Annotated in this window: 28 protein-coding genes; 17 read left to right on the top strand and 11 right to left on the bottom strand. The window is 43.1% G+C overall.

Annotated elements, in window-relative coordinates:
* Positions 1-57 precede the first annotated feature (57 nt).
* The 11 genes from ICE90_RS10535 to ICE90_RS10485 form a co-directional block, all read right to left on the bottom strand.
* On the bottom strand, positions 58-264 hold the full coding sequence (locus tag ICE90_RS10535) for an AlpA family transcriptional regulator (RefSeq protein WP_216192439.1): 207 nt from the start codon (positions 262-264) through the stop codon (positions 58-60).
* Positions 261-581 (bottom strand): hypothetical protein, encoded by a 321-nt coding sequence (locus tag ICE90_RS10530; RefSeq protein ID WP_216192437.1) that lies wholly within the window; start codon positions 579-581, stop codon positions 261-263. Before ICE90_RS10530 ends, ICE90_RS10535 begins: the two co-directional genes overlap by 4 nt.
* A 116-nt stretch (positions 582-697) precedes the next feature.
* Positions 698-1,009: a hypothetical protein gene (locus ICE90_RS10525; RefSeq protein WP_216192435.1), complete on the bottom strand. Its 312-nt coding sequence runs from the start codon at positions 1,007-1,009 to the stop codon at positions 698-700.
* The gene (locus ICE90_RS10520) at positions 1,006-1,365 is read right to left on the bottom strand and encodes a RusA family crossover junction endodeoxyribonuclease (protein ID WP_216192433.1); all 360 of its coding nucleotides are present in this window, start codon (positions 1,363-1,365) and stop codon (positions 1,006-1,008) included. The genes ICE90_RS10525 and ICE90_RS10520 overlap by 4 nt, the downstream gene beginning before the upstream one ends.
* Before the next feature lie 213 nt (positions 1,366-1,578).
* On the bottom strand, positions 1,579-2,448 hold the full coding sequence (locus tag ICE90_RS10515; RefSeq protein ID WP_370624669.1) for a DNA cytosine methyltransferase: 870 nt from the start codon (positions 2,446-2,448) through the stop codon (positions 1,579-1,581).
* Between the two features lie 23 nt (positions 2,449-2,471).
* Positions 2,472-2,927 (bottom strand): DUF1367 family protein, encoded by a 456-nt coding sequence (locus ICE90_RS10510; protein ID WP_216192429.1) that lies wholly within the window; start codon positions 2,925-2,927, stop codon positions 2,472-2,474.
* A 227-nt stretch (positions 2,928-3,154) separates the two neighbouring features.
* On the bottom strand, positions 3,155-3,541 hold the full coding sequence (locus tag ICE90_RS10505; protein ID WP_216192427.1) for a hypothetical protein: 387 nt from the start codon (positions 3,539-3,541) through the stop codon (positions 3,155-3,157).
* Positions 3,519-4,280, bottom strand: a complete 762-nt coding sequence (locus ICE90_RS10500) for a hypothetical protein (RefSeq protein WP_216192425.1) — start codon at positions 4,278-4,280, stop codon at positions 3,519-3,521. The genes ICE90_RS10505 and ICE90_RS10500 overlap by 23 nt, the downstream gene beginning before the upstream one ends.
* Before the next feature lie 125 nt (positions 4,281-4,405).
* Positions 4,406-4,699 carry a hypothetical protein gene (locus tag ICE90_RS10495; RefSeq protein ID WP_216192423.1) on the bottom strand — a complete coding sequence of 98 codons (294 nt, stop codon included), beginning with the start codon at positions 4,697-4,699 and terminating at the stop codon, positions 4,406-4,408.
* Positions 4,696-5,106, bottom strand: coding sequence for a transcriptional regulator (locus tag ICE90_RS10490; protein WP_216192421.1), 411 nt, complete (start codon positions 5,104-5,106; stop codon positions 4,696-4,698). Before ICE90_RS10490 ends, ICE90_RS10495 begins: the two co-directional genes overlap by 4 nt.
* Positions 5,107-5,179: 73 nt before the next feature.
* Positions 5,180-5,407: a carph-isopro domain-containing protein gene (locus tag ICE90_RS10485; RefSeq protein ID WP_216192420.1), complete on the bottom strand. Its 228-nt coding sequence runs from the start codon at positions 5,405-5,407 to the stop codon at positions 5,180-5,182.
* A 105-nt stretch (positions 5,408-5,512) separates the two neighbouring features.
* Between ICE90_RS10485 and ICE90_RS10480 the strand changes: the two genes are divergently transcribed.
* The 17 genes from ICE90_RS10480 (at position 5,513) to ICE90_RS10400 (ending at position 14,526) form a co-directional block, all read left to right on the top strand.
* Entirely contained in the window at positions 5,513-6,172 is a 660-nt protein-coding gene (locus tag ICE90_RS10480) for a S24 family peptidase (RefSeq protein ID WP_255533361.1), read from the top strand.
* Positions 6,173-6,194: 22 nt separating this feature from the next.
* Positions 6,195-6,572, top strand: a complete 378-nt coding sequence (locus ICE90_RS10475; protein WP_216192416.1) for an outer membrane protein assembly factor BamE — start codon at positions 6,195-6,197, stop codon at positions 6,570-6,572.
* Between the two features lie 479 nt (positions 6,573-7,051).
* Complete coding sequence (locus ICE90_RS10470; RefSeq protein ID WP_216192414.1) at positions 7,052-7,219, top strand: hypothetical protein; 168 nt, start codon at positions 7,052-7,054, stop codon at positions 7,217-7,219.
* Between the two features lie 29 nt (positions 7,220-7,248).
* A complete protein-coding gene (locus ICE90_RS10465) occupies positions 7,249-8,025 on the top strand; it encodes a recombinase RecT (RefSeq protein ID WP_255533360.1) in 777 nt (258 codons plus the stop codon).
* The gene (locus ICE90_RS10460) at positions 8,022-9,563 is read left to right on the top strand and encodes a YqaJ viral recombinase family protein (protein ID WP_216192412.1); all 1,542 of its coding nucleotides are present in this window, start codon (positions 8,022-8,024) and stop codon (positions 9,561-9,563) included. Before ICE90_RS10465 ends, ICE90_RS10460 begins: the two co-directional genes overlap by 4 nt.
* A 99-nt stretch (positions 9,564-9,662) precedes the next feature.
* Positions 9,663-10,196, top strand: a complete 534-nt coding sequence (locus tag ICE90_RS10455; RefSeq protein ID WP_216192410.1) for a hypothetical protein — start codon at positions 9,663-9,665, stop codon at positions 10,194-10,196.
* A 2-nt stretch (positions 10,197-10,198) separates the two neighbouring features.
* Positions 10,199-10,537, top strand: a complete 339-nt coding sequence (locus ICE90_RS10450) for a hypothetical protein (RefSeq protein ID WP_216192407.1) — start codon at positions 10,199-10,201, stop codon at positions 10,535-10,537.
* Positions 10,538-10,869: 332 nt separating this feature from the next.
* On the top strand, positions 10,870-11,136 hold the full coding sequence (locus tag ICE90_RS10445; RefSeq protein WP_216192399.1) for a hypothetical protein: 267 nt from the start codon (positions 10,870-10,872) through the stop codon (positions 11,134-11,136).
* Positions 11,137-11,148: 12 nt separating this feature from the next.
* The gene (locus ICE90_RS10440) at positions 11,149-11,454 is read left to right on the top strand and encodes a hypothetical protein (RefSeq protein WP_216192398.1); all 306 of its coding nucleotides are present in this window, start codon (positions 11,149-11,151) and stop codon (positions 11,452-11,454) included.
* Complete coding sequence (locus ICE90_RS10435) at positions 11,451-11,624, top strand: hypothetical protein (RefSeq protein ID WP_216192396.1); 174 nt, start codon at positions 11,451-11,453, stop codon at positions 11,622-11,624. The genes ICE90_RS10440 and ICE90_RS10435 overlap by 4 nt, the downstream gene beginning before the upstream one ends.
* Entirely contained in the window at positions 11,621-11,848 is a 228-nt protein-coding gene (locus tag ICE90_RS10430) for a hypothetical protein (RefSeq protein WP_216192394.1), read from the top strand. The genes ICE90_RS10435 and ICE90_RS10430 overlap by 4 nt, the downstream gene beginning before the upstream one ends.
* Positions 11,845-12,027 carry a hypothetical protein gene (locus ICE90_RS10425; protein ID WP_216192392.1) on the top strand — a complete coding sequence of 61 codons (183 nt, stop codon included), beginning with the start codon at positions 11,845-11,847 and terminating at the stop codon, positions 12,025-12,027. Before ICE90_RS10430 ends, ICE90_RS10425 begins: the two co-directional genes overlap by 4 nt.
* 16 nt (positions 12,028-12,043) lie before the next feature.
* A complete protein-coding gene (locus tag ICE90_RS10420) occupies positions 12,044-12,595 on the top strand; it encodes a hypothetical protein (RefSeq protein WP_216192391.1) in 552 nt (183 codons plus the stop codon).
* Positions 12,592-12,822 (top strand): hypothetical protein, encoded by a 231-nt coding sequence (locus ICE90_RS10415; RefSeq protein WP_216192388.1) that lies wholly within the window; start codon positions 12,592-12,594, stop codon positions 12,820-12,822. The genes ICE90_RS10420 and ICE90_RS10415 overlap by 4 nt, the downstream gene beginning before the upstream one ends.
* The gene (locus tag ICE90_RS10410) at positions 12,819-13,247 is read left to right on the top strand and encodes a hypothetical protein (protein ID WP_216192386.1); all 429 of its coding nucleotides are present in this window, start codon (positions 12,819-12,821) and stop codon (positions 13,245-13,247) included. Before ICE90_RS10415 ends, ICE90_RS10410 begins: the two co-directional genes overlap by 4 nt.
* Positions 13,244-13,474, top strand: a complete 231-nt coding sequence (locus ICE90_RS10405; RefSeq protein WP_216192384.1) for a DUF4224 domain-containing protein — start codon at positions 13,244-13,246, stop codon at positions 13,472-13,474. Before ICE90_RS10410 ends, ICE90_RS10405 begins: the two co-directional genes overlap by 4 nt.
* 2 nt (positions 13,475-13,476) lie before the next feature.
* Positions 13,477-14,526: a tyrosine-type recombinase/integrase gene (locus ICE90_RS10400; protein WP_216192382.1), complete on the top strand. Its 1,050-nt coding sequence runs from the start codon at positions 13,477-13,479 to the stop codon at positions 14,524-14,526.
* Positions 14,527-14,683 lie beyond the last annotated feature (157 nt).

The raw sequence follows: 14,683 nt of genomic DNA, 5'->3' as shown, positions 1-14,683 counted from the left end.
CTACTTTACATGGTGTTTTTGCAAATGACATTAACCACTTTGACCACTTTAGAAACATTAACAACTTTGCACAGTTTCCGATTGACTCACAATGCCTCTCACAATCTTTTGGTAAGTCTCTTCAGAATATCCGGCTACCCTTGTATTAATTGCATGAGGGTGCTCAAGTTGTGGCAATTCGCCTCTCTCAATCTTTGCGCGCAATGCAGTCACGCTAATTCCAAAAATCAAGCAAATCTCTTTAATCCTGTAAAACTTGGTCATGCCAGTCCCCCGTGTCTCTTTAACATCTTGATTGCCGAATCTAATAAATGCTCATACCGGTACTTACTTAAGCCCAAAAGCCCCTGTTTATGCACAATGGCATTAGGCTTGGTGTAAATGAACTTAGTGCGCTTTAGCACCTTATTTAGGTTCTCAGCCACATATACCTCCCTATGGAGCTTTGGCAACCACACCACAAGGCGCTCAAACTCAACCGCATCCAATGGGAAAATTACTGGTGGCGCCTCGGTATCAATTTCGAATGACTCTTGCCTAAAGTCAGCCACGAGCTTTCCAGTCAAGCAAACTTCGGTCATAGGAAGGTAGTCTTTCCCATTGGCCCATCTACACCAATTCCACTCTTGGAATGCAAAAGAATCACTTATTCGAAATTTTGACAATGCTATTTCCCCATTTTGATGTTTGTGATTTTTTACTTAACCTTGATAACTCCGCACCGCCAAAGCCAATCCGTAGTCTTAATCCAGGCGCTTACCCATTTTTCCTTGCGCTCGTCATAGGTCAGCTTTGAGCCTTGATCTATCGCAGAGTGACACTCAAAGCACAATCCAGCTACTGCCCAATCTTGCGCCTTCATTCCCCCACTCTTACCGAATTCATGCCAATTCGCATGAGCCGCCACGACTGTTCCATCATTGACCTTGCTACACCCAAAACAAATTGGAGCGTACTTGAAGGCTTTAAGTAACTTTGGACTTCTAAAGTTGGATGAGGTGTAGCTCATAAGATTTCCTTCAACATCACCGCACACTCACCGCCCTTTTTTATTTCGCCACGCTCATTTATTGTCTTATCAATTTGACTATCGTCATCCATAACGCCAGCCTCTACTAAAGCATCTTCTAAGGCTTTAATACGATTGTTAATGTCTGACCTTCGCTTATCTGCAGGATGAATTAGCATGGCTAAAAGGATCCTTGATGAGCCGAATTTAGCCACTCTGTTTACGAGGCAGTAATCGGATACATATTTTTTAAACGCTCTACCATCTGCACTCACGATTCTTCTATTTCTCACAGTAGCGTAATAAGAGTTAATTGTTGGTGGCAATGGGAGAATCAAAGTTGCGACTTTAGACATTGATTGCCTTTGTTTTATTATTGAAAACCCTACGCAAAACATAAGTTCTTGAAATACTGACCACCGTAAAAATCAAGCCAATTTGAATATTTTGGCTAAAAGTAAATGTGGCACCATAAAACGGATAAACCACCAATTGCACAAGCAGATTTAAAAAGTAGCCAATGAAGGTGTTTGACCATGCTTTGATAAAAGAGTGAAGGCGAGATTGCATTATTTACTCAACCTTTCCATTAGCAACTTAAACGCTGTTGCTGCACACAGTGGTACTTGTCCGTTACCAATGGCTTTAAGTCTGTCCACCCTATCGGCCATCCCATGAGCCACTCGACCCACATTGGGTTCAGCCTTCCAGTATTTTCGGTCTCCATACTCATAACCACTTCCCCAAGATTGCTTTTCCAGTAGCTGTTTTCGGGGTCTAGATGTTTGCTGATTGCATGGCGAGAGTCCTGACAAACTGGAGTAGGCCACATTTGAAACGCTTGCCATTTCTGTGGATTCTTTTGCATTGCTGGCATCGCTTTGCCCATCGAGGCTTCGACTGCATCCGTCAATTTGAATTGCATCGAGCCGTTCCCTTCTTTTGCCATTGGAGTGGGCCAGAATCCAGATTCTTTCTCTAAGGTGGTTTGCGCCAACATCGGCTGCCGAAAGCACTCCCCATTCCGCATCGAACCCCATCGAGGCCAAATCTCCAAGGACAACTCCAAGTCCTCTAGAAGTGAGCATTGGGCTGTTTTCCACAAAGACGTATTGGGGTCGTACCTCCCCAATAATTCTCGCCATGTGTTTCCACATTGAACTTCTGTTTCCTGTGATGCCTGCTCCATTACCTGCGGCTGAGATGTCTTGGCATGGAAAACCTCCCGATATGACATCAACAATTCCTCTCCATGGCTTTCCATCAAAGGTTTGAACGTCATCCCAAATCGGGAAAGGCGGAAAAAAGCCTTCATTTTGTCGGGCGCACAATACGCTTGCGGGATAGGGCTCCCATTCGACTGCGCAGACTGTTCTGAATCCAAGGATATGGCTTGCAAGGATACCCCCCCCCCGCTCCAGCAAAAAGGGCGAGTTCATTAAAGCCGTGCTGATTAACCATGTCATTGACCCCATCCTTGCAAAATCATTTCCAGCAACCTATCTGCGGTTTGCTCATCTAGTTGAGGCAATAGGTTGTGGATTACCCCATCAATTGCCGCTTTATAAAACTTTTCAAAAGCCTCTTGGTCCATTGATTCAAAGTCGATTGACTTGGTGACCTGCTGAATCTCTCCGGTTAATGGGTTGACACAAAGATCAAAGTGACCAGCAACCAACTTGACTGCGTGCAAAGCCTTTTCTTTTGTGTCCCATACCTCTGAGTTCTCGGCAATCAATTCAAGCAAAGCCATGAGCTTGCGGTGATGTTTGCCATTGCGGGGACTGGACCATTCAAATCGCAACCATGTGCCTTCCTTCATGGTTTCCAGCCTTCTACGAAACTTAGTCCAGGCTTCATGGTCATCTGGTGTCGAGCCAATGAGACCTTTAGGGGTTTTAAGAAGAATGGCTTTCATTCCCAACCTTTATCGTGAAAACTGGTATTGGATATTTCATAACCAAACGCCCCAGACCCCCCTATTTCCGAGTCGCCATTGGACAACGAAGTCATCTTGGATGGTTGTCCACAATGGGTAGTTTTTTGGGCTGTGGCAATACTTTCTAAACTCGATTTGTCCCAGTCGTTGACGCATTGCAAGCATGTATCTGACTGCGCATCGATGTTTGTGTTTTGGTGAAACATTCACACCACCACCTTTCTTGTGAACTGAGCAATCTTTGCCATTGCCTCACCTTTGGCTCTTGCGATTGCGATTCTTTCCTCGGTAGTCAGCTGCTTCTCAATCATGGTGTGTGGCTTATAAGGAATTCGTGGGCCTTGGCTGCAGAGCTCTTTGAACTCAATGGCAGACGGCACAAACTTGCCCATGTGCTTTAGAGCAAAATCCATGCTGGGCTTATAGGTGGCATAGCGACTAAGCAACTCACCCCAGGTCTGGCGAACAAGGCGAAGGTCCACACCTTCCCAATGGCGAGTAAACGAAGCACCATAAATCGCACCTAAGCGCCCGAAAATGTAATCAAGCCCTTGGTCCAGGGTGCAGAAATCAGCTTCCGAGTAGTTCGACATTGTTGCCACCTCCGATAAGACCGCGAGTCAATCCCAACATGACATCGCTATTTCTGTCGACAGTTGTTTTTTGTTGCTTGTGTTGACGACGGACCCAATTGCGCCAAGTAGCGAGCCAGTCGAGCTTTGTGTTGTCCTTTGGTTTTGATGTCCAAAAGTCTTTGAAGTCATCAAAAGTGGCTTGTGGGTTTAAGTCCGGTCTGGTGGTTTCGCAGAATGACCGCCATTCCTCCGTCATCTCAAAATCTTTTGGGAATCTGCTTGGCTTGGTTGCGTCAGCAACTCCCCCATTACCCTTACCCAAACCCTTACCCTTACCCTTACCCAAACCCAAACCCCTACCCAAGCCGTCAATCGACTGACATTCGTCTGACACTTGTCCGTCATCTGTCTGACAAATGTCTGACAACTGTCCGCACTCAACAGATGGGTACTTCTCTTTTGAGCGAACTCGTTGCTCCCACTTACTGATTTGCAAGTAAGGTTTGCCGTCAACTTGGTAGCAAATGACCAGCGATTGACGGACAAGTGACCGCAACATGCCGTCAATCTTTTCAGCGTATTTGGTAAAGTTTTTTAATGGGTAGCAACGTGATTTGAGGATAGCTGTACGAGCATCCATGCGGCCATAATCGTCAGCAACAACGAGAAGGCGATAGAAAAAAACCTCTTCTTCTGCCGTGAGGTTATCAATTGCGGATGAGTCAACAATGCCCTCTTTTAAGAGTCTATTTGGCATTGTGAAACCTCATTTTTTTATTCTTATTCACACGCTTTTCCTGTTAAGCCTGACTAATTAAGCTCGTGGCAGGACGGGTCAGGAACGCCGTCTTTTCGGGGGCTACCCTAGCCATTCGCACAAAACTACTGGAATAACTCACCCTGGCCTTTTGGCAGGGCTACTGGATGAATCGTTCTTTTTGACTCCGAGCAAGGTCTCTTTGGCGCCTCAACAAGAAGGCCCGCCTTCTTTAAATCGTTGCAACGCCCTGATATGACATTGATTGGTAAGTTGGTAATCTTGCAAAGCTCTTGCAATGAATAGTCTCTAGTTGAGCAAATATGAGAAAGAATGAAGCTAGCCTGTGCGCCAACCTGACCCGAGTCAGTAATAGATTGATAAGCGTTTCTGCTTGTGTCTCTGACTTGTGTTCTCATAGTTTTGCCCCTAAAAGTTCACGCATTAAGCGGTTTTCTAATTCGGTTGCTCTGAGCTTTTCTTCTGCTACCTCTGCTCTGCGCTCGGCCTCTGTTTTGAGCATGACCATGGTGTAGCCCACTTGGTAAGCAATCCACTCTGGATAGATGGTGTTGCCAACAATTTTGCAAAAGTCGGCAATCAAATCCACTTGAAGCGTGGCCTTGCCTTTTTTGATATTTGAGAAGTAACCAGCATCAATGCCAAGGGCGAGATAAATCTCTTTATCTTCTAAGTTAGAGGTATCGCAAGCAAGTGTGAAAGCGGCTGAACCCGTCTTCTTTGCATGAATCATCTCGATAGGTACATAGACCTTATCCACCTGCCTTACCAAGCCCAATTCCCCTTGTTTTTCAATGGTGCTCATCGTTCTTGAACCCGGTTGAGCACCCTAATTCGACAAAAAAATATGAAACTGCAGGTATGCAAAATTTCATTGATCAAATCCCAGATTGCAGCTCTGGCCAAATACGATGCCAATCGTCGGGAAGTAATTTTTTTCTGCTTGCTATACCTAAAGATTCGGCAATCGGCGCTAAAAAAATTAAGCTCTCCCTAGGGATGCGATTCCCCGACTTCCATTCGGAAACTGATGGCGGCTTAACCCCTGCGAGCTCTGCAACTCTCGTGGTTCCGCCTAATTTTTCGATTAGTTCAATTGCATTCATGTGTTCATTATTAGGTATTCCTTATATATTGTCAATAGGCATACCTATCTTTTTTAATGTTAGGCTTGCCTAATGAATACGCTGTCGCAAAGAATTAAGTTTTTAATGGCTCAAACAATTCCAAAAACAGGAATTACAGAGTTAGCTCGTGCTTGTGGAGTAAAGCCCCCATCCGTGTCAAATTGGCTTGATGGAAAAACCAAAAACTTGGAAGGCAAAAACCTTTTACTTGCCTCCAACTTTTTCAAATGCAATGAAGAGTGGCTTGCCACCGGAAAAGGAGGCCCATTTCCCAACGGGACCCCACAAAAACCAAATAAGAGTGAGCTAAACAAGGATGGGGATGTTTTGATTTCTCAATTTGATGCTGTTGGAGCAATGGGAGATGGACTTGTATTGCGTGATCAATCGGGAATTATTGAAAGCTGGAAAGTATCAAGAGATTGGGTCTCGAAAAATGTAAAAGCCCACTCAGGCATTACTAATCTGTGCATAGTTACTGGGTTTGGGGACTCTATGAGGCCAATGTTTAACTCAGGGGATCCTCTTTTGGTCGATATTGGCATAAAAACAGTGGAATTTGATGCCATTTATTTCTTTAGAGTAGGCGCTGAAGGGTTTATAAAGCGCCTTCAGCGCATCCCTGGAGATGGCATTAGGGCCATATCAGAGAATAAGGGCTATGAAGGCTGGACAATAAAGCCAGACATGGACTTTGAAGTATTTGGTAGGGTTTTAAAAGTTTGGTGCAGTGAAGATTTTTAATTTTTAATTTCATGAGGCTTGTATGACAATAAAAAAGATTTTCATAATTGCTTTTTGTTTTTCTTTAGCGGCCTGTGGTTCTACTTCTGGGGCAAAAGTGTCTCAAGAGCAAACCAGCCAATTTATTAAAGGCAAAACTACTATGGACCAGGTAGTTGCCACCCTTGGAAAGCCAAATACAAAGACCACTAAAGATGATGGTGATACCCTACTTCAATATGTTTATGCAAATACAACGGTTAGAGGGGCTACTTTTATCCCATTTGTTGGTCTTTTTGCAGGTGGAGCAGATATTGAAACCGAGGTTTCAGGCTTTACATTTGATAAAAATGGGGTATTAAAGGAAGTTACAAAGCGCGAAAGCAATCATGGCTCCAGCTTATCTGGTAGCAACAATTAAACCCTTAAAAATCCAATAAATAGACCCGCTACGGCGGGTTTTTTGTTGCCCAAAATTTAATATTTAGGGAAAACCACTAGGCATGCCTTTGAAATAAATTAGGCATACCTATTGACATAGTATTAGGTATGCCTTATATTTAACCCATAGCAACACAGCCCCCAAATGACGAGTGTGAGCCGAAGCAAATGGGGAGCAAACCAAAGACTCATGGTGCTGTGTGCTTCCGAAATACGGCCTAGGCCACAAGTAGGAGCGAGCTAAGTAGGCGCAGTAAGGAATTAAAGCTATGGAATTGATGGGGAGCTGACGTACTCCAAGGCAAGTACTCGAAGACGAACGCCCTTGCGAGCAACCCCATCAAATCCACCTTAACAAGGAGAGGTTATGAAATTGTTTGCGACTGGTTGTTTTATGGGGCTTCTTTGCATCACCCTGCCGTTATTTGTATGGGTTGAAAGAACTGGCGGTTTATTTGTATGAATAAGGGCCTACCAGTATTCACAGGCAAGGTGTGGATTGGCTCTGACTATGTAGAGCCACAAAAGAATTACATGACTTCCTATGAAGATGTCTTTGCTCAAAGTTTGATCTTGGGTCGTAGAGAAAAAGGCATTTGGGGATTTATCAAAAGAGTTTTTTGGTAGTTAAAAAAATAAGAATTAATGGAGGTTGTATGAGTGAAAACCAAGTTGTAGAGCAAAAACAAGAATTGCAGGTTGCGCCACAAAAGCAATCCTTTTCTTTGGCCCCAAAGGACTTTGAGCAAGCCTTGAAGTTTTCCGAAATGATGAGCAAGTCCAACCTAGTGCCAAAGGAGTTTGTGGGCAACGCTGGAAACATCATGGTTGCTGTTCAATGGGGCATGGAGCTGGGTTTACAGCCTATGCAAGCCATGCAGAACATCGCCGTAATCAATGGTCGCCCTTCCCTATGGGGAGATTCAGTAATGGCTTTGGCACGTAGCTCTAGCCTTTGTGAATACATCATTGAAGAGGATGACGGGAAGGTGGCGACTTGCCGAGCAAAACGCAAAGGTCAAGATGCTGAAATAGTGGCTTCATTTTCAATGGAAGATGCCACTAAAGCTGGGCTTGCAGGCAAGCAAGGGCCTTGGACTCAATATCCAAAACGAATGCGTCAAATGCGTGCTCGTGCTTTTTGTTTGAGAGATGCTTTCCCAGATGTATTACGTGGAATGCCAATTGCAGAAGAATTGCAAGATTACGAGCCTATTGAATCTAAACCACAACCTAAAACAGTTGTACAAGCCCCAGTAGAGAAAAAAATCTACACCGATGAGGAGTTTGTGGAGAAGTCTGCTGCATGGTCAAAACTAGTGTTTGACAAGAAAAAGACATCGGCTGATTTGATTACCTTTATTGAATCAAAAAACTCTGTTCTTACTGAAGATCAAAAGCTAACCATCCATTCATGGGGAGAAGCAAATTGATAGTTCATAACCTAGTTCAAGGTAGTGACGAATGGCATGAGTTCCGCTTAACTCATTTTGGAGCAAGTGAAGCGGCCTCAATGCTTGGAATATCGAAAAAGACTTCCCGCAATGAGCTGCTAAAACACAAGGCAACCGGAACTGCTAAAGAGTTTAGTGATTGGGTTCAGACAAACATCCTGGACTATGGTCATGAGGTTGAAGCCTTAGCAAGGCCATTAGTTGAGGCGCTTATCAGTGATGAGCTTTATCCGGTGACTTGCTCCGATGGAAAGTTATCTGCATCCTGCGATGGTTTAACAATGGCTGAAGATATTGCTTTCGAGCACAAGCAATGGAGCGAAAGTTTAGCCCAGTCCATTAGAGATGGTGTATTGCCAGATGAGCATTGGCCTCAATGCCATCAAATCCTCATGATTACAGGTGCACAGCGTTTGATATTTACTGTTTCAGACGGCACAGAAGACAAGATTGAGACATTGTCAGTTTTCCCGGATGAAATTAAATTTGCAATGTTGCAAGCTGGATGGGCGCAGTTTGAAAAAGACCTTTTAGCTTATGAGCATCGTGAAATTGTTGAAAAACCTAAAGCTGATTCAATCAAAGATTTTCCGATAGCAACGCTACAAGCCAAAGGAGAGCTGACAGTTACTAATTTAGGTGAGGTGCTGCCTAAGTTTGACCTCTTTTTAAACAGCCAAAAGACTGAGCTTGTAACTGATGATGACTTTGCCAACGGTGAGGCCGTAGCTAAATTTAGTCGAGAGACCGCTAAGAAGTTACGCCTTACCGCAAAGGCAACTATTGACCAAATTTCTAGCGTTAGCGATGCAGTTCGAGACTTGGAGCAATATGCTGATAAGTTTGATTCCCTTGGATTAAGCCTAGAAAAATTGGTTAAGAGTGAAAAAGATGCCCGTAAAAATGCCATTGTTTCTCAGGCACGAGTTGAGTGGGTAGAGCACTTAAGTGGCCTTAATTCTGAACTAGGAAAAATTAAATTAAGAATTGAAGAACCTAATTTTCTTGAAGCCATTAGAAATAAAAGGACTATTGAGTCTTTACACAATTCTGTTGATACAGCTTTAGCCAACAAAAAGGTTGAGGCTGATGCAATTGCAAAAGAATATCGGGCTAAGTTGCATTGGGTTAATGAATCTTTTGCCGACCATCTATTTTTGTTTGCTGATTTGCAAGAAATCATTGGCAAACCAATGGATGACTTTCAAGTATTGGTTTTGTCTAGAGTCGAAAAGCACAAGCAAATAGAAACTGAAAAACTTAATGCAGAGCGTGAGCGTATTGCATTAGAAGAAAGGTCTAAGGCCAGCACCATTATGGAGGTTGCACAAGTAAAGCAAGCGCCCAAACCTATCTCTAAACCAGCGGCTCAAAAAACTTATCAAACCCGTCCTACTGATTTTCAAATCATTGAGGTTTTGGCACTTCATTGGAGGGTTCATGAAAGCAAAGTAATTGAGTGGATTCGAGATATGGATTTAGACGAAGCAACTATTTCAATGCTAAATGCAATTTAATCAACGGGGACGAAAGCGGATGCTGTGGGGTTGCGAGAACGCGGCCTACCGGACACAGTGCAGCGAGTAGCCCCACCCTATTTAACCAAGGAGAATCAAATGACAATTAAAGCAAAATCAGGAAAAAAAGCAGAAAATTTTAAAGATGATGACGATAGAATAGAAGAGATTAATCAAAAGCCACGCACCCAATCTAAAGAGGACATTCAAAAAACTTTAGAAGTAACCGAGCAATTCCTATTGGGCAATCTGATTAAAGCCGTCTCTGAGCCATTTAAAGAGCTTCAAGTGCCATTTAAAGCATTAAACGAGATGGAGCAATCAAAGTTATTAACCAAAATTGCTGATGTCACTCGCAAAGCAGTATTTGAGGCAGTGCGCTGCATATCTAGTGGTGATCGAGTGAACTTTAGAGCCACTTGTGATGTTGTGCAATTTAAATCCGATGGTGTGAAAGCGAATTTGAGTTTATTTAATTCCCCAGAGGCTCATGCACTTGCTGACCATGCAGGCAAAACCATCATGGTCGTAATTGAGGATGGAAACCGCTATCTAGATGTTGGTGATGCTACACAAGGAGAAGCAGACCAGCCAGCCCTATTTGATAAAAGCAAAGAGTTAGAGGCAGCTTAATCATGATTGGTGAAATAGATAAAGTGATTGATTTTGTTAAGCACAATCAGCCCGTTTCAGCCCAACAAGTGTCAGAGGCTACTGGCCTTCACAAGCTGACTGTTCATCGTCACTTAAATGGTGGCAGAGGAAAAATGACGAATGGCATTTTTATTCGTGAAAAGGCTACAAAAAAGGTTGTGCACCCTGGTGGAAGAATTAGAGGTGCTTTTCACTATGTCTATTTCATCAACCCATCAATTCAGCCAATACCAAGAATGAAGCCCAAACAAGTGGTAATAAAGCGTGACCCAATTACAGCCGCACTATTTGGAAGCGTAATGATAGCGGCAATTAAATAATGTATTCCATCCCGAAATGCGTTGCACAAGCAAAGTCGCTTTTAGATGAAATAGAGGTTTTATCCATCTTACAAAATGACGATGGAAATTTAAAAAAACTTTATGCCTCATTAGTTAAGTTAGATGAGGTTGCATCATTTATTTGGATTGAAGTTGATCGGATTTGCAATGGTTAGTCCATCTTGCTCAGGTAATTGCCTTCAAGGTAGAAAGCCTTGTGGCTGTAAACGCAAATTAATTAATTCAAGGTTAATTGATTTTTGTATTAGCGCAATTGCCATTGTTTCTTTGATAGCCGTTATTAGTTTGGACATTCACTTTTGGGAAATATCATGAAAGAGATGATTATTGAGGCTTTAGATATTGCTGATGAGTTGGCGATAGTTAATGAAATGTACTGCGACGAATCAATTACTAAAGCAATAGAAATAATCAGAAAACAGAATAAGAAAATTTTTGAAATTGATCAAGTTAAGTTTGATTTAACCGTTTCTCTGTCGGTAATGGTGTCTGGCGTGACTTTGCTATTTGGGGAAGAAAAGGCTTTAAGCCTTACAGAACACGCAAGAAACGCTATTGCTAGAGCTGAAAATATTTAAAGGTATTAATAAATGAAACCACATAAACACGCAGAACTAATTAAGGCATGGGCTGATGGTGCTGAGATTGAAGGTAGTTATTTAATTGTCGGTGCTGATGGCTGGTCTGAATGGGAAGTGGAAGAATATCCACGATGGTATGACCCAATGGCTAGATTCCGCATCAAGCCTGAGCCAAAGCCTGACAATGTTATGTTTTGTAAATCTACTCCTTGGGGCGTTCATAGTGAAAGTGGAACAAGAAATTCAGATCACAATTTAAAACAAGTTTTTGATGGCGAAACAGGCAAACTTAAATCAGCAGAGGTGTTGAAATGAACGCAAATGAACTGGCTGATGAATTAGAAATAGCACAAGGCAATAACAATGTCGATGAGTTAATTCCAGTAGCTATTGCCATGCTACGCCAGCAACAAGCTGAAATAGAAGCGTTGAAAGAAAAGTTAAACGAAGCTATTGATGCAGAAAAAGACAGGAGATTTGAATGAACAATGAACCAGTAGCGTGGATAGCTAATGATGCAGATTTGCCATTAAAAGAAGATGGTAATTATTGGCTATACCCTGAAAACCCAAGCAAAGATAATTTGTATATTCCACTCTATACCCATCCAGTAAAAGAACTAACAGATGAGGAAATGTATGAGTTGCTTGAAAAGTATCAAGGAATTGAACTTTGCAAAGCCGTATTAAAAAAGGCACAAGAGAAATGAACGCAAATGAACTATCACTTGAATTAGGCTTTTATGCTGAAGGATTCTCTGGTGACTTTGCCGAGCACCTTAAAAACTCAGCCACTATGCTACGCCAGCAACAAGCTGAAATAGAAGCATTGAAAGCTGATAACGAACAAATGTGTAAAGCATTGGCGAATTTGCTAAAGCAATACTAAGAAAGGCCAGCGAATAATGATCTATTTTATTTACGCCGTATTAGTGCCGCTTAATCTTGCAATGACACTAATAGCGATACCACTTAGCTTAGTCCTTCCAAGGTTTGCCACTCAGTCTGTTGGATGGTGTGACAATCATGGGTTTTGGGGTATTGGCCCACGCTTACCAAACTGGCTCAATTGGTTTATGACGCCCGATAACTCATTGGATGGTGACGCTACATTTTTATCTTTAAATGGTTACGGGTACTGGTCACAAGTTAAATGGCTATGGCGCAACCCCGCCTATTCATTTGGCCTGCGCTATCTCAATCCGCCATACGATTCGACCTTTACAGGTGATAAGACGATCAAGGATAACGATGGCGCAAAGGCGGGGTTTTGCATCGTTCGCAGCAATGGATTGTTTCAGCTAACTTGGATCAAGCCGATTGGGCTTGCTCGGTGCATTTATTGCAATTTTGGCTGGAATATTCGCGCCTTGGTTGATGATGGCGTAAACCCAAAGCCAATTCCTTATCAAGCAACATTTGCGTGCTCACCAAGACTTTCGGGGTTTAGACCATGAATAACCAGCCAATAGCATTTATTTCGGAGAATGGCACGCTATTTAAAGAATTACCTCCACTGCCAATTAACCTAATACCGCTATATAAAAATAGCGAACGAATCAATATTGAATTATTAAAGGCGCTTAAATTGGCGGTAAAACAAAATCAGCACGATATGCTTTTGACAGGTGAAGAATTGCGTCAATGTGAAGCCGCCATCGCTAAAGCTAGGAGTGAAAAATGAACGCAACCCAACCAGTAGCGTGGCTACATAGATGGGATGATGGGACAAGTTTTTTAGGAGTTGACCCACTCGATAACCCGCATCCAAAATGTAAAAATATCGGACTTTATCCTGAGGAGCTTATATTTCAACTAAAAGCTGAAATGGATTTTCTGAAATTCAATAAAGAGGCTTGCGCCACATTGAACTACAACAAGGGGCATGAGGCTGGTCGAAATTTAATGTCCACGTTTACTGAACGTCAATGGAAAATTATTAAATTTGCATTGTTTGTATTTGCATCGTATGCCCGTCATTCAGCTAATGCTGCCGCACAAGACCTAACTAATAAAATTTTCAAAGATCATGCTGCCGAATGCTTCCTAAAGGATGCAAAAGAAGCTGAAGAGTTGTTATCAATTCTACGAAAAGGCGATGAGAAATGAGCCTATTCCTTTTACCAGGCGAAATCGAAGAGCTGACTGGCCTGCAGCAATGCTCCGCTCAAAGGCGGTGGCTGGATGCTAATGAATGGATTTATCAAATCGATGTACGCGGTCGACCAAAGATTGCACGCATTTATTTTAATCAGAAAATGACCGCGCAAAAAGTAACGCTAACCCAAGAACTCAGTAATTACTCAGTAAATGTATTGGCTTTAAGAAGGGCTTAATCATGGGTCGCAAACGTCAATCACGCTTTGATCTACCACCTCGCCTATACGAGCATCATTCATCGTATTGGTATAGGCCAAGGTACGGCAAGCCGATAAATGTGGGAAAGGATTTATCTGTTGCAAAGCTGAAATGGGCAGAGCTTGAGAATCCTGCCCAGGAGAAAGGTAGCCTTGATTCATTGCTTGATTGGTATTTGGCGGAGGTGGCACCTAAAAAGGCTGCGCGTACTTATTCAGACAACAAAAAAGAAGCGGTCTTTTTAAAGGCGGGGCTGGGCCATATCCCATTTAGGGAGCTAAGGCCGCACCATGTGGCTACCTATCGCGATATAAGGGCCAAAGATGCGCCAGTTAGGGCAAATAGAGAGAAGGCGCTGCTATCGCACGTATATACAAAAGCAATCGAACGTGGATGGGTTGACGTGAACCCGTGTGCAGGCGTAAAGAGAAATACCGAGCGCAAGCGCGAGCGGTACATTGAGGATGAGGAATTTTGGAAGGTTTACAACTTGGCTGAACGATCAGTCCAGCGCATGATGATTTTGATTTATCGCACAGCCCAAAGGCCTGAGGATTTATTGAAGTGTGGCCCAGCAAACATTAAAAAGGTTCGGTCAGGCGACAAAGAGGTGAAGGTATTGCGCTTTACGCAGGGCAAGACGAATGCGACAGTTGATGTCCGAATCGAGGGCGATTTAGCGAAGTTGGTTGATGAGTGCCTTGGGGGAAAGATTGTGCACCCGTATTTCGTGCACACCCGTCAAGGTAAGCGCTATACCTACTCAGGTATAACTTCGATGTTTAGCCGTTATGTGAAGGCGTCTGAAGTCCCTGATTTCGGGATGTACGACCTTAAAGGCAAAGCAGCTACCGACATGTACCGTTCGGGAGTACCCATAGAGCAGATTCAGCATTTACTGGCTCACACCAGCGTTACGACAACCGAGAGATACATTAAAGCCCGCTTACCTGACTTGGTGGAGCCAAACAAAGTAGCGATGCGAGCGAACGCAGATATTGCCAATATTGTTGGTGAGAAAACCGCCTAGAGACGCGTGTAAGGTCTTGATAATAAAGGGCGAGATAAACGCATTTATTCACCACTAAAAAGGTGATTTCTTAGTTTATTCAGTTGCTTAGATCAATGTCTTGTACGGACTTTTAATCCGTTGGTCGCGAGTTCGAATCTCGCCCGACCCACCAGTA

It is taken from the genome of Polynucleobacter sp. AP-RePozz3-80-G7 (assembly GCF_018882145.1).
GTDB lineage: Bacteria > Pseudomonadota > Gammaproteobacteria > Burkholderiales > Burkholderiaceae > Polynucleobacter.
This window is presented reverse-complemented; position numbering and strand designations above follow the sequence as displayed.

What these genes read in the sequence shown, in the direction of transcription:
- ICE90_RS10535 (WP_216192439.1), bottom strand. Translation starts at nt 264, where the DNA reads ATGACCAAGTTTTACAGGATTAAAGAGATTTGCTTGATTTTTGGAATT.
- ICE90_RS10530 (WP_216192437.1), bottom strand. Translation starts at nt 581, where the DNA reads ATGACCGAAGTTTGCTTGACTGGAAAGCTCGTGGCTGACTTTAGGCAA.
- ICE90_RS10525 (WP_216192435.1), bottom strand. Translation starts at nt 1,009, where the DNA reads ATGAGCTACACCTCATCCAACTTTAGAAGTCCAAAGTTACTTAAAGCC.
- ICE90_RS10520 (WP_216192433.1), bottom strand. Translation starts at nt 1,365, where the DNA reads ATGTCTAAAGTCGCAACTTTGATTCTCCCATTGCCACCAACAATTAAC.
- ICE90_RS10515 (WP_370624669.1), bottom strand. Translation starts at nt 2,448, where the DNA reads ATGAACTCGCCCTTTTTGCTGGAGCGGGGGGGGGGTATCCTTGCAAGC.
- ICE90_RS10510 (WP_216192429.1), bottom strand. Translation starts at nt 2,927, where the DNA reads ATGAAAGCCATTCTTCTTAAAACCCCTAAAGGTCTCATTGGCTCGACA.
- ICE90_RS10505 (WP_216192427.1), bottom strand. Translation starts at nt 3,541, where the DNA reads ATGTCGAACTACTCGGAAGCTGATTTCTGCACCCTGGACCAAGGGCTT.
- ICE90_RS10500 (WP_216192425.1), bottom strand. Translation starts at nt 4,280, where the DNA reads ATGCCAAATAGACTCTTAAAAGAGGGCATTGTTGACTCATCCGCAATT.
- ICE90_RS10495 (WP_216192423.1), bottom strand. Translation starts at nt 4,699, where the DNA reads ATGAGAACACAAGTCAGAGACACAAGCAGAAACGCTTATCAATCTATT.
- ICE90_RS10490 (WP_216192421.1), bottom strand. Translation starts at nt 5,106, where the DNA reads ATGAGCACCATTGAAAAACAAGGGGAATTGGGCTTGGTAAGGCAGGTG.
- ICE90_RS10485 (WP_216192420.1), bottom strand. Translation starts at nt 5,407, where the DNA reads ATGAATGCAATTGAACTAATCGAAAAATTAGGCGGAACCACGAGAGTT.
- ICE90_RS10480 (WP_255533361.1), top strand. Translation starts at nt 5,513, where the DNA reads ATGGCTCAAACAATTCCAAAAACAGGAATTACAGAGTTAGCTCGTGCT.
- ICE90_RS10475 (WP_216192416.1), top strand. Translation starts at nt 6,195, where the DNA reads ATGACAATAAAAAAGATTTTCATAATTGCTTTTTGTTTTTCTTTAGCG.
- ICE90_RS10470 (WP_216192414.1), top strand. Translation starts at nt 7,052, where the DNA reads ATGAATAAGGGCCTACCAGTATTCACAGGCAAGGTGTGGATTGGCTCT.
- ICE90_RS10465 (WP_255533360.1), top strand. Translation starts at nt 7,249, where the DNA reads ATGAGTGAAAACCAAGTTGTAGAGCAAAAACAAGAATTGCAGGTTGCG.
- ICE90_RS10455 (WP_216192410.1), top strand. Translation starts at nt 9,663, where the DNA reads ATGACAATTAAAGCAAAATCAGGAAAAAAAGCAGAAAATTTTAAAGAT.
- ICE90_RS10450 (WP_216192407.1), top strand. Translation starts at nt 10,199, where the DNA reads ATGATTGGTGAAATAGATAAAGTGATTGATTTTGTTAAGCACAATCAG.
- ICE90_RS10445 (WP_216192399.1), top strand. Translation starts at nt 10,870, where the DNA reads ATGAAAGAGATGATTATTGAGGCTTTAGATATTGCTGATGAGTTGGCG.
- ICE90_RS10440 (WP_216192398.1), top strand. Translation starts at nt 11,149, where the DNA reads ATGAAACCACATAAACACGCAGAACTAATTAAGGCATGGGCTGATGGT.
- ICE90_RS10435 (WP_216192396.1), top strand. Translation starts at nt 11,451, where the DNA reads ATGAACGCAAATGAACTGGCTGATGAATTAGAAATAGCACAAGGCAAT.
- ICE90_RS10430 (WP_216192394.1), top strand. Translation starts at nt 11,621, where the DNA reads ATGAACAATGAACCAGTAGCGTGGATAGCTAATGATGCAGATTTGCCA.
- ICE90_RS10425 (WP_216192392.1), top strand. Translation starts at nt 11,845, where the DNA reads ATGAACGCAAATGAACTATCACTTGAATTAGGCTTTTATGCTGAAGGA.
- ICE90_RS10420 (WP_216192391.1), top strand. Translation starts at nt 12,044, where the DNA reads ATGATCTATTTTATTTACGCCGTATTAGTGCCGCTTAATCTTGCAATG.
- ICE90_RS10415 (WP_216192388.1), top strand. Translation starts at nt 12,592, where the DNA reads ATGAATAACCAGCCAATAGCATTTATTTCGGAGAATGGCACGCTATTT.
- ICE90_RS10410 (WP_216192386.1), top strand. Translation starts at nt 12,819, where the DNA reads ATGAACGCAACCCAACCAGTAGCGTGGCTACATAGATGGGATGATGGG.
- ICE90_RS10405 (WP_216192384.1), top strand. Translation starts at nt 13,244, where the DNA reads ATGAGCCTATTCCTTTTACCAGGCGAAATCGAAGAGCTGACTGGCCTG.
- ICE90_RS10400 (WP_216192382.1), top strand. Translation starts at nt 13,477, where the DNA reads ATGGGTCGCAAACGTCAATCACGCTTTGATCTACCACCTCGCCTATAC.